Source organism: Pedobacter sp. 10L46_2 (assembly GCF_056395165.1).
In genome coordinates this window covers 1-13,092 of record NZ_JBFTIZ010000094.1, presented here as the reverse complement: position 1 = coordinate 13,092, position 13,092 = coordinate 1, and the positions used below count along the sequence as shown (strand labels likewise).

The 13,092-nt window shown below is 40.3% G+C and carries 7 protein-coding genes; all 7 read left to right on the top strand.

All coding sequences use genetic code 11. The annotated features are described in order from the left end of the window. Nucleotides 1-561: RagB/SusD family nutrient uptake outer membrane protein (locus AC1DDX_RS12325; protein ID WP_477622097.1), on the top strand; the 561-nt coding region annotated here is incomplete at its 5' end. Between the two features lie 326 nt (nucleotides 562-887). Continuing rightward, the gene (locus tag AC1DDX_RS12320; protein ID WP_288879542.1) at nucleotides 888-2,654 is read left to right on the top strand and encodes a hypothetical protein; all 1,767 of its coding nucleotides are present in this window, start codon (nucleotides 888-890) and stop codon (nucleotides 2,652-2,654) included. A 66-nt stretch (nucleotides 2,655-2,720) separates the two neighbouring features. Further along, entirely contained in the window at nucleotides 2,721-5,888 is a 3,168-nt protein-coding gene (locus AC1DDX_RS12315) for a SusC/RagA family TonB-linked outer membrane protein (protein ID WP_337715903.1), read from the top strand. Nucleotides 5,889-5,906: 18 nt separating this feature from the next. After that, nucleotides 5,907-7,802, top strand: a complete 1,896-nt coding sequence (locus AC1DDX_RS12310) for a RagB/SusD family nutrient uptake outer membrane protein (protein ID WP_477622096.1) — start codon at nucleotides 5,907-5,909, stop codon at nucleotides 7,800-7,802. 49 nt (nucleotides 7,803-7,851) lie between these two features. Beyond that, complete coding sequence (locus AC1DDX_RS12305) at nucleotides 7,852-10,902, top strand: SusC/RagA family TonB-linked outer membrane protein (protein ID WP_288879545.1); 3,051 nt, start codon at nucleotides 7,852-7,854, stop codon at nucleotides 10,900-10,902. A 12-nt stretch (nucleotides 10,903-10,914) separates the two neighbouring features. Beyond that, entirely contained in the window at nucleotides 10,915-12,681 is a 1,767-nt protein-coding gene (locus tag AC1DDX_RS12300; protein WP_477622095.1) for a RagB/SusD family nutrient uptake outer membrane protein, read from the top strand. Nucleotides 12,682-12,774: 93 nt separating this feature from the next. Further along, nucleotides 12,775-13,092, top strand: a 318-nt coding sequence (locus AC1DDX_RS12295) for a glycosyl hydrolase (protein ID WP_477622094.1), incomplete at its 3' end; no start/stop codon positions are given.

The window sequence follows — 13,092 nt, the reverse complement described above, 5'->3', positions numbered from 1 at the left end:
CGTTTTTATGCTACAATTCTGTTTGAAAACTCACCTTGGAATGCGGTTGAAGACGATTATAMATTTAATTGGGTTCAGGGCGCTTCCAATATGTCCTTAACAGGATATAATTTTCGTAAACTGGTTGACCCTGCAATCTATCGTCAACAGGTAGACAACCATGCCAATATAATTTTAATCCGTTATGCTGAGGTATTGTTGACCTACGCAGAAGCTAAAAATGAATTAAGCGGACCTGATGCTACAGTTTATGATGCCTTAGACGCAGTTAGAACGCGTTCAGGAATGCCTGTTGTTGATAGAGTAAAGTATGCAGGAAAAGATGCGCTTAGAGAAGTAATTCGTAATGAACGTAGGGTAGAGCTTGCCTTAGAGGGACAACGATATATGGATATTCGTCGTTGGAAAATTGCCCCTCAGGTAATGAAAACTATAAATAATATTAAAAATACTCAGGCTCAGGAAAGAACATGGAATGATAGATTTTATCTGATGCCTGTTCCGCAAAAGGAAGTGGATCTTTCAAAAGGAGTATTAACTCAAAATGCAGGATATAATTAATTAAAAGCATTTTCCTTAAACTATTAAAACGAGTGTCCTTATCATATGGACACTCGTTTTTTTATGCCCATCAATGTCGTAGTTATATAATCGGCATTACCGGTATAATTATCTAAAAAAAGAAATTCTTTTATAAATAATTATTCTCTTCCTAATAGGATTTAGCATGTATTTGTACTCATAATTTAATATTTAAGAGCCTGTAGGTGCAGGATGCCAGTCAGTATAGTACAGGTTGCTGCTCGATGAAACTATTAATATTATTGAAATAGCAACCAATAGTTTTCCCTCGAAAACGATTGTGCCTAACCAAATATAGATTTATTATGAGCTTTAATATCAGATCCTCTGCTGGTCTTTTATTGGTGCTGTGTGCCACTGTAACAAATGTTTTTTCACAGAAGCCACTAACCAATTATACTGCAACATTGCCAGCCACAGATGCTTTGGGCAGAAAACTACCCACATTTAATGAAGTAGGCAAAGAGAAAAGCGACAAATTTATTGGCCTGTTCTATTGGACATGGCATTATGCTCAAGCCAAGCTGAAACCAAATAATACGACTGCCTTTTTACAGAAACATCCCGACGCGCTTTACGATTACAAGCATCCGGCATGGCCACAAAACATCATGAATTTCTGGAATGAACCGCTGTTTGGTTATTACGTAAATACGGACAAATGGGTGCTTTGGAAGCATGCCGAAATGCTGGCTGATGCAGGTGTTGATATGATTATGTTTGATTGTACCAATGGAGATCTGGTGTGGAAGCCTGCGTATATGGCATTGTGTGAAGTGTTTTCAGAGGCTAGAAAAAATGGTATCCGTACCCCTCAGATCGCTTTTATGATGGGCTTTGGGGCATCAAAAGATACCAAAAGTGCCATTAGTCAGGTTTATAACGACCTATACAAACCAGGCCTTTATAAAGACTTGTGGTTTCAATGGAAAGGTAAACCCTTAATTATGGCTTACCCGGATAATATTGATCCCGAGATTAAGCACTTTTTTACTTTTCGTCCGGGACAACCGGTTTACAACAAAGGGCCTGAACGTAAAGATCATTGGGGATGGCTGGAGATATATCCTCAGCATGGCTTCGTAAAAAATGATGATGGAAGCTTTGAACAAATGACGGTTGGCACATCTCAAAACTGGACCAAGGAAAATGGTTTAAATCCAATGAACGCGAAAGGTGCATTTGGAAGAAGTTACACTAACAAAAATGGGCAAAATACAAATAAGGGCGCTCATCAATACGGGCTGAATTTTCAGGAACAATGGGACTATGCTTTAAAGCAAAACGTTGAACTGGTATTTGTTACCGGCTGGAACGAATGGATAGCCGGTAGATATGAAACCTGGCAGGATCAGCCAAATGCCTTTCCCGATCAGTTTGATACAGAACACAGTAGAGATATAGAGCCTATGAAAGGTGGTCATCAGGATAATTACTATTACCAGTTAATCGCTAACATCCGCCGCTTTAAAGGGATGCCTGCTCCTGAAAAAGCCTCTGCAGCAAAAACGATCGGCATGGATGGGAAATTCGATGAATGGCTTAACGTTAGGCCGGAATTTCTGGCGCATAAGGGAAATACCATCCATCGCGATGCTGATGGCTTTGCAGGTACACATTATACAAATACGACTGGGCGAAATGACATTGTAAAAGCCAAAGTAGCAAGAGATAACAAGTATGTCTATTTCTATGTAGAAACAGCAGATAAGCTTACCAATCACAAAGATCCTGCATGGATGCGCCTGTTTATAGATATTGATAGGGATAAAAAAACAGGATGGGAGGGATATGACTTTGTAGTGAATAGAAAATCTCCAGACCAAAAGGCTTTTTTGGAAAAATCCACAAAGGGATGGAATTGGAAACAGGTAGCGCAAGTCGATCTAAACTACATCGGTAATCAGCTTGAAATCCGTATTCCGAGAACATTCCTAACCTTAAAAAACGCATTAAATTTTGAATTTAAATGGTCTGATAACATGCAGACTGATGGTGATATTATTGATTTCCTGATCAATGGAGATGTTGCACCCTCGGGAAGATTTAATTATCCATATAAAGAAGATTGACACCAACAAAGCACACCTGAAACCTAACCTAATAAATCCAAATCAAACATTTCAAAAATGCTCATTATGAGGAAAAAACGACTATTCTCAAAGCTCTATTGGACTCCTTTGCTATTGCTGGCAATATGTAGTTCACTTAATGCTTTCTCACAGGAACAGATCACTGTCTCCGGAAAGGTATTGGATTCACTGGATCTTGGTCCCTTACCCGGGGTCACTGTTACGGTTCAGGGATCTAAGGTGGGTACCCAGACAAATGAAAACGGGACTTACACTATTAAAGCGCCGTCAAATGCCATATTGGTATTTGCATACATAGGATATATTCAAAAGAAAATAGCTGTAAACGGAAAATCAGCAATTAATGTAACTCTGGTAAATTCCGATGAGAAATTGGACGAAGTGGTTGTAGTAGGATATGGTCAACAGAAGAAAATTTCGGTAACAGGGGCAGTTTCTTCGGTCTCCTCCAGAGAACTTAAACAAAATTCTTCTGCAAGTCTTGCTAATGCATTGGCGGGTAAATTGTCGGGCTTAACATCCATTCAGTCTGGGGGTGGCCAACCGGGACGTGACGATGCAACTATGTATCTGCGTGGCGCCGCAACAACTAATACTAAAAGCCCTCTTATTCTAATTGATGGAGTTCCCCGTGATAACATACGGACCATTGACGCTAGCGAGGTCGCAACTATTTCCGTATTGAAAGATGCATCAGCAACGGCAGTATTTGGTGTTAGAGGAGCAAATGGGGTTATCCTTATTACCACCAAACGAGGTACGGAAGGTAAGCCCGAATTATCTGTCAATTTAGATCAGAGTTATTCATCATTTACTCGGGAACCAGAAAGGCTGCACTCTATAGACTATATGAAGCTAAGAAATGAAGCTTCTAAAAACGACAACATATCGCCACTTCCTTTTAGTCAGGAAACCATGGATAAATACCTAAATCCTTTGGCAGGCTTAGATCCAAATGATCCCGACTATGCACAAAAAGCGGCAGTTCGAAAATACATGTATCCGGATCATGATTATTATCGTGAGTTTATATCCCGTTATTCACCGCAAACAAGAATTAATACCAGTGCAAGCGGGGGAACAGAAAGAGTATCCTACTTTGTAAACGCTGCATATCTTAATCAAGGGGGTAACCTTAAAACTGAGCCTAAATCGGTATTGGGTTATGATCCTTCCGCAAAAATGGATAGGTTTAATTTTAGGGCCAATCTGGATTATAAAGTCACGAACTCACTAAAGTCATTTTTAAATATAGGTAGTTATATAGAACAGATTAATATGCCTTCAGCATGGCTATATGGCGGAGGTGATACAAATTGGATGATGAGAGATTTATTGTATCAGGCCCAAACCATTTTGCCGATTACGCCGGGACCAACAACCATAGGTGGTTTTGGAATAGCGCCAGGTCAAATAGTAGATCCGGGATACTTAGACCGTTCTGCCTTTGAAATTATGAACAGATTTGGATATCGTAACGAAGTTAGATCTAACCTGAATTCCACTTTAGGGCTCGATTGGGATTTAAGTAGTTTCGTTACCAAAGGGCTAAGTGTTAAAGGGATGATCTCTTATGATTCTAAATCAACTACCGCTACCCAAGGCAAGAAAAGCGAGCGTCTTTATCTTGCCGAAGTTAACCCGGAAACTAATCAGTTAAGTTATGCGGTTAAACGTCCCGATGAAGAATTGCTTTCATTAACTAAGGGAGCAGATTCCCGTTATAATATCAATATGCAGGCCTCGGTTAATTATGCCCGAACATTTGCTGAAAAGCATGAGGTTGGTGCAATGATCCTTGGTCAACGCGATTATTGGGAAACCCCGGGTGGTGATATTCCTTTTAACGTATTAGGTATAGCAGCCAGGGCCACGTATGCTTATGACAATCGCTATCTGGCAGAATTTAACATGGGATATAATGGTTCTGAACAGTTTGCGCCAAACAAACGCTTTGGCTTTTTCCCAGCGGCTTCAATTGGATGGATTCTAAGTAATGAGCAATTCCTAAAAAATAATAAGACAATTACCAGTCTAAAATTACGTGCATCTTATGGCAAAGTAGGTAACGATCAAATGGGCGGTTACAGGTTTCTTTATCAAAGTAACATCACAGTTGGCGGTGGCCCACTTGGCAGCCTTGGAGGTGGAATAAATCAGGCTCTTCTGGCTAATCCAAATCTAACCTGGGAGGTCGCTGTAAAACAAAACTATGGTATAGACCTACAATTATTTAAGGATTTAAGTGGTTCCTTCGATTATTTTGTTGAGAAAAGAAGCAACATTCTGATCGAGCGTAACACTGTGCCTGAATTTCAAGGCGTACCCTTAAATTTTATTCCAAGAGTAAATATGGGATTGGTCGATAATAAAGGATATGAAATTGAGCTAACCTATAATAAATCACTCGCAAAGGACCTTTCTTTAATGGTTAAGGGAAATTATGGATATAACCATAACGTAGTTAAATTTATAGATGAACAGATCCGTGATGAATCTTACGCAACAAAATATAGATCTACAGGGTACTCAATTGGTCAAACCCTTGGATACAAAATAGATTACAGCAACGGAAATGGGTATTTCAATTCAAAAGAAGAACTTGACAATTATCTTGCGCATACCACTTATGGCTTCGGTACGCCAAGAGTAGGCGATTTTAAGTATGTAGATGCTAATGGCGATGGAGTGGTTAATGATAAGGATCAGATGGCCATTGGCTATAGCACCATACCCAGGGTTACTTACGGTTTTACATTGGGCCTTAATTATAAAGGATTTGAATTTACAGCATTCCTGCAAGGTGTAAGCAAGTACTCCAATAATTATTCTGATCAGGGAGTTTATGAAACTATAAAACTGGGTACTTATTTCGATTATCATAAAAATGCATGGACTCCGGAGCGATATGCGAACGGCGAGAAGATTACTTATCCGGCATTAAGCACATTGAACAATACGAATCACACGGCCAATGATTTCTTCATTATGGACCGTTCATTTATTCGTCTTAGAAATGTGGAATTAGCCTACACACTTCCCCTGGGAATCCTTAATAAAATTGGAGTTCAAAGATTAAGGGTTTACGTAAGCGGACAAAATCTTTATACCTGGGATCATTTAAAAATGGGCCATTTGGATCCTGAGAACAATGATCCTCTCGGATACCCTGTAACCAAAATGGCAAACTTTGGCTTAAATGTTACTTTCTAATCCCCAATACAAGAAGTTATGAAAACGAAATATATAGTTTTATTAATCGCGCTCTCCATGTTTTTCCTTGCTGCGTGTAAGAAAGCTTTGGATACAGCACCCGATGGCAAGATCACTATGGAGGAAGTCTTTGCTGATAACGAAAAGGTGAAAGCTTTTTTAAATACCTGTTATGCAAACATGCCCGTAAAAGGGACCAGATACTTTTTTTGGCAAAGAGGCCCCGTTAACTGGAGCGACGAATCCTGGGATACGGATGCGGAAGCAGAGTCGGGACTTATGAGTGGCCGAATGTACAATGGCAATGCGTCTGCCGGTAATCATCCCATAACCAATGTAAGTGGGGATAGTGGAAATGGAAATTATTGGGCAAACTATTGGAGCGCTATCCGCAACTGTACCATATTTATAAGCCGCATAGATAATGCAACGGTGGGCAATGAATCAGATAGAAAACGCTGGAAAGCTGAAGCACATCTTTTAAGGGCTTACTATTACTCAGAACTACTAAAATGGTTTGGCCCTTCGCTACCTATAGAACGTGAACCATATGATTTTTCAGGTGACTTTTCCAAAGTAAAAAGAGAGACTTATTATGATGTAGTTAAGTTTATCATGGAAGATTGTGATGTTGCACTTGGCACAAATGAATTGCAATGGAGAATTAACTCAGATCAGGAAGCTGGCCGTGTAAACAAAGCAATGGCAGAGGCCATAAAATCAAAAATGATCCTCTTTGCTGCGAGCCCATTATATAATGAAGGCAAAAATTATTGGGAAGAGGCTTATCAAGTCAACAAAACATCATTAGAAAATTTAAGAAAAAACGGCTTTGAGCTTTATAATAAGGTAAACTATCCACAAACTTATCTTTCAGATGTTGCATACCTCGGGCCAAACAAGAATGAAAAAACGGCCATCTATAATGAATATTTCACTCAGACAATGGGTTATGYATCCAGCGTAGATCATGAAACAATATATCAAAGTCGCGATGGGCAAGGTAATATCTGGAATATTGATGGCATTGGTGCACAGGATGGATACAAATCAGGAACCTGCCCAACGCAGGAGCTTGTAGATGCATATGAGACCATTGATGGGAAGCCAATTCTAAATCTTGCAAATCCATATCTTGATGATAAGCACCAGCAGCCAAACTACAATCCTGAAAATAAAACCTATGATCCTAAAAACCCATATGCAAACAGAGATCCACGTTTTTATGCTTCCATCTACTACAATGGATCGAAAAGAAAAGCATTCTGGAATTTTGCGGAAGTGCCTGAATCTATTGAAAATTATCCTGCACCAATGGGTAATAGAACAAGGATTATTGCAACTTATGTCGGTGAACCGCAAACCGGTATTCATGCTTCTACCAGAAAGGCAACCCGTACAGGCTACTTCGAAAGGAAATTCCTGCATCCAAACTCGGGTAATGATAATCCTGTGGGCGGTGCAAATTGGAAAATGTTCCGTCTTGGAGAAGTCATCTTAAACTTTGCAGAGGCAGCTGCTGAAGCAGGTAAATTACCTGAAGCAACTACAGCTGTTAACGAAATACGGGCCAGGGCGGGGATGCCAGAAATACCTTCGAATCTATCTAAAGAACAGTTGATACTCAGGGTCAGGAATGAGCGTAGGGTAGAGCTGGCTATGGAAGAAAACAGGTATTTCGACGTTCGCAGATGGACGCTGCCAACCGGCGACCTTTCTAAAACCGATCAGTGGGTAACAGGGATGGAAATTACCAGAAACCCCGACGGAACCTTTACCTATAACCGAAGACCTGTCCGCACCAATGAACGCAAGAATTTTACCAATAAATTCCTTTGGGTACCTATACCGCTTGATGAGGCAAACCGCCTGCAGTCAATTACAGGAGTTAAGTGGCAAAGTAACGGTTGGTAATAATAGTTTTTAATAGACCTCAATGACAAATCAGATGATACATAAATTAATGATCAAAATAACATTGCTGCTGGCACTCTTGTTTTCCATAGGAACAAGTGTCAGCGCACAGGAGGTATCGGTCCCAGTGAAAGGCATAGTGAAGGATGAATTTGGAAGACCGCTTGCTGGCGTAACAATAAGCTCCCGGGATGGAGAAACAGGAACATCAACAAATGCAAATGGTGAGTACGCCATAATACTGGATGTGAATAGCCCACTGATATTTTCCTATGCTGGTTATTCTACACAAAAAATAGCTATCAATGGGAAAGCTCAGATTGATGTTGAGTTAAAACCAGATATACATAAAAAAGACGATGTAGTTCAACTGGGGTATACCTCACAGCTGCGACATGAGGTTTCCGGATCGGTAGCAACAGTTACAGGCGAAGAGCTGGAAAAATCTCCTGTAGCAAATCTTACCCAAAGTTTTGCTGGTCGTTTTGCAGGCTTAGTGACACAAGAAACGTACTCAGAGCTATCAAGAGCAACTACCAATATTTATGTCAGAGGGCTATCTGCTGCAAGGGGCAACGGACCACTCGTAATTATTGATGGAATTATATGTGCTTATAACAGCAATCAGACGCTCGAGTACATCAGTGCAAATGAAATCGAATCTGTTACTGTGTTAAAAGACGCATCTACCCAAGCGCTTTATGGTATTCAGGGTGCAAATGGATTAATCGTGATTACTACCAAACGCGGGATAAAAGGCAATGTCCAAATAAAAACAACTTTCGATCAATCCATACAGCAGGTAACAACCACACCAACGTTTTACAGTGCTGCCGATTACGCATCGATGAGAAATCAGGCATTGGTTAATGATAAAAAGGAAAAGTTATTTAGCGATCAGCAGATTGAAAACTTTCGTTCAGGCGGGAACGACCTTTATCCCAATAACAATTGGTATGATAGGTATTTTAAGGACTACGCAGCCATGCAGCGTGCAAGTCTTAACGTTACCGGCGGAAACGAAAAAGTACAATTCTATTCCAATGTGAACTTTATGCATCAGGGAGGACAGTTTATTACAGATCAGGATAAATACAATTCTAATGCAAACAACGTTTGGGTTAACTATCGCAGTAATGTTGATATGAGCCTAAACCGGTACCTTAAAGCATTTATCCGCTTAAGTGGTAATATTAAAAGAGAACGAACCCCTGGTTCCGGAAATTCAACAATATATGGCAGCCTTTTTCAGATTCCTCCAACTGTGTATGGTCCGTTAACTCCGAATGGTCAGGTAATTACAACGAGTAATGTGGGCTCGCCAACCTTTGGGATGTTAAACCGATCTGGGTATGTAAGACATACAGTGACCAATATCACCTCGCAGTTTGGGCTTGATCTGGACATGGGGTTCCTTACAAAAGGCTTAAATTTAACAGGTGTAGTTGCTTATCAGACTAATGCCGTTGGCAGTTTAAGTACTACTCAGGATTATGAACGCTGGACAAGAGATAATACCAAACCCGAAGAACTCCTGTTCAATAGAAAAGGTGACCAGAACAATACACCTTTGAAATATGGCAAGGGAAGTTCATACTATTATCACCTAACCTACAATGGAGCGCTTAATTACAGCCGGGATTTCGGTAAGCATCATGTAGGAGGTATGGCCTATATGTTCTTCCAAAATCTGACAAAGGCAGATACAGGTTCCCCGGGATTATTGCCTTATAACCGCCTAAGCTCGGGCGCAGAAGCAACCTACAGCTTCGATAACCGGTACCATATTAAGTTTGATGTTGGTTATTCGGGTTCTGAGCAATATGCGCGCAGCGACCGTTATACCTTTACTCCGGCAATTTCTGCAGCCTGGGAAGTGTCGAACGAAGATTTTATGAAGGATGCAGCCTGGCTAAGCAACCTTAAATTAAGGGCTTCTTATGGTAAAACAGCAAACGACCAAAGTGGCTTAAACCGGTTCGCCTACCTCGATGAGGTAACCGTTAGAGGAGGAGGACCAATTGGTTCCCTTCAGTATATTATAGATGAGAGGACCGTTGGAAATCCTCATATACAGGCTGAAATATCTACAAAACAAAACTATGGGTTAGATCTGGGATTATTTAATTCCCTATCTTTTACTGTAGATGTGTTTAAAGAGCGCATGAATAATATGGTAGTTAGTGCGCTATCAGCTATTCCTTTGTATCAGGGTATACCTTTAAATAATTATCCTAAAACAAACACAGGTATTTTTGAAAACAAGGGCTACGAAATAACCGCCAATTATACCAAGGCTTTAAATCAGGATGTGAAAATATCGTTGGGAGGTTTAATTGGTTATTCGAAAAATAAAGTGATTAATACAAATGAGCCACTGAGAAACGACGATTACATTTATAGAAAGCAGGAGGAGGGCTATTCTTATGGCCAAACATTTGGATACCTGGTTGATTATAGTAACGGCAATGGATTTTTTAATACTCAGCAAGAACTTGATGGTAACAAAATTGAGTACAAAGTTGGTAATCCACGTTTAGGGGATCTTAAATATCAGGATCTAAATGATGATGGTATTATAAATGAGGCTGATAAGGCTCCAATAGGTACCGGAGCACTTCCAAGGTTTACATATGGAATATCGGGAGGTGTTGCCTATAAATCCTTCGATCTGAGTTTCTTATTACAAGGAATTGGTCAGTACTCTTCGGTAATTGTTGGGCAGGGTGTTTGGGAAGCAGATTTTGATGGAATATATGGTTCCTTGCACAAAAATGCATGGACGCCGGAACGCTACCAAAACGGTGAAGCAATAACAGCCCCTGCATTGTCGACAGTTAAGTCCTCCAGTCAGGAAATAAACGATTATTATAAGTATAACAGATCGTATTTACGCCTTAAAAATGTAGAGCTTTCGTACACCCTGCCTGGCCGTCTGTCTAAAGCCATCTCGGCAGAAAAAATCAAGTTCTTACTTAGCGGACAGAATCTAATCACCTGGGATAAAATGAAGTCGAAAGATTTTGGTCCTGAAGGTGGGGGTTATACTTCTTTCCCGGTCTACAGGGTATTTAACATAGGTGTAAATGTTGTTTTTTAACAAATTATTGCGATGAGAAAGTATAAAAAATTTATAATTATAATTACAGCCGGCGTTCTGTTTTCATGTAACAAACAATTGGATTTGCCTTCAGATGGTAGGATAACTATGGAACAGGTATTCAGCGACTATAACAGAACCAGAGGGTATCTGAATTCATGTTATGGATATTGTCCGGCCCCTAATACCGATAGAGCATCTTTTGGAGACGAATCTCAGGATGCAGATGACAATGTTGTGAGTTCCAGATATGCTGCCTGGTATGGTGGATCAATAACTTCCAGTTCATATGCCCAGTATTCTGCGGATGGTAGTCCATGGGGTAAGTTGTACGAGGGAATCCGTAAATGCAATGTGTTTATAGAAAATATCAAAACAGCAACAGTATTTGCAACTGAAGCAGAGAAAGGCGCGTGGACAGCTCAGGCACATACTTTACGTGCACTTTATTATTTGCAATTGATAAAACGATATGGAGGAGTGCCGCTTATAGATAAACCTTTAGGTGTAGACTATGATTACTCTAAGGATAAGAAAGCCACTTTTTCGGAGGTTGTGAAATTCATTCTTGCAGATTGTGATAAAGCTTTATCCTATCCAGCTGGACGTGATGGCTTTTCATGGGATATTTACGATAACCAATATGGTATCATGACCAGGGCAATTGCATATGCCATCAAATCAGAGTCAGTTACTTATGCCGCAAGTCCTTTATGGGCCGATGGAACTTACTCATGGGCCGATGCTACAAGCATAAACATAGAGGCGCTTGCTCAATGCCTTGCAAACGATTATAAGCTTTTTACCCAGATTCCGGCAGCTGATGTTGCTCAAAATGCATATGCGTATTACAATCTGATTGGTTCCAACGATCAAAGGTCTACGGATAAAGAAACGATTTTTCATGGAGGCGGTAAGTTGCAAATATGGAAACTGGCTGGTATGCCAACAAATCCAGGAATGGAAAAAACTGGCCCGAGTCCAACCCAGGATCTGGTAGATAGTTACGAAATGGCAAATGGAGAAGCTCCAATAATTGGATATTCAGGAACGGATAACCTTGTGGCAACAGTAAATCCGGCATCCGGTTATGATCCGGGGAACCCATACATTGGTCGCGATCCCAGATTCTATGCTTCGATATACTATAATGGTGCCGTAAGGAATCTGAATGATCCTAACGGTAAAAAAGTGGAAACCTTTGTGGGCGGTCTTGAAGGGATTTCAGGAACGGAAAGAACGCGCACCAGAACAGGATATTACCTTCGTAAGTTCAACAATTACAAATCGGGAATTAGCAATGATGCAGATGGTTCTATTAGGATCTTCCGTTTGGCCGAACTCTATCTGAACTTTGCAGAATCTGCGTACCAGTCAGCGGGGCCTGATGCTGCGGTGTCCTCTGGAACGCTTACCGTGAGTGCCCGCGAGGCAGTTAGTGCTGTACGTGCCAGAGCTGGAATKCCTGCGTTTCCAGCCGGGATGTCAAAAGAAGCATTCGAAAAAAAGTATCGTAATGAAAGACGAATAGAGTTTGCTTTTGAAGGCCATCGTTTCTTTGATGTCAGAAGATGGAAAATCCTTGATCAGACAGATAAATTTGTTACCGGGATGAGGATTACTAAAGAAGGCTCAAACCTTACTTTTAGCCGTTTCAAATTTGCCAACAGAAATGCCTGGTCCAATAAGTATTTGTTGTACCCAATAGACCAGGCTGAAGTGGATAAGATGATTAACCTTACCGGACAGAATTGGCAAAACCCGGGGTGGCTTGATTAACAGCATCCTAAAAGTTACAATAAGAGCAGTATAGTACAGGTTGCTGATTATTAAAATAATTAATAGTATTGGTACAACCAAATGAAACCATTTATGAATTCAAACATCAGATCTTTTAAGGGTACTGTATGGGAGCACTTTGCCCACTTTGTGATACCGGTATTAATTTTAATAATTTCCGCTTGTTCAAGTACTAACAAAAACATTGCTTTCACTAAAGTTGAGAGTGGGTTTATAGTACCTCCGGATTCAATACAGACCAGTGTGTATTGGTATTGGATTTCAGACAATATCTCTAAACAAGGAGTTATAAACGATCTAAAGGCAATGAAAGCAGTAGGTATAAATCGTGCTTTTATTGGTAATCTAGGTTTAACCGGAGAAGTTCCTTATGGAAAGGTCAAGTTGTTG

Bases quoted from the DNA above. Each gene is read 5' to 3' on its own strand.
- AC1DDX_RS12320 (WP_288879542.1), top strand. From the start codon at position 888: ATGAGCTTTAATATCAGATCCTCTGCTGGTCTTTTATTGGTGCTGTGT.
- AC1DDX_RS12305 (WP_288879545.1), top strand. From the start codon at position 7,852: ATGATCAAAATAACATTGCTGCTGGCACTCTTGTTTTCCATAGGAACA.
- AC1DDX_RS12315 (WP_337715903.1), top strand. From the start codon at position 2,721: ATGAGGAAAAAACGACTATTCTCAAAGCTCTATTGGACTCCTTTGCTA.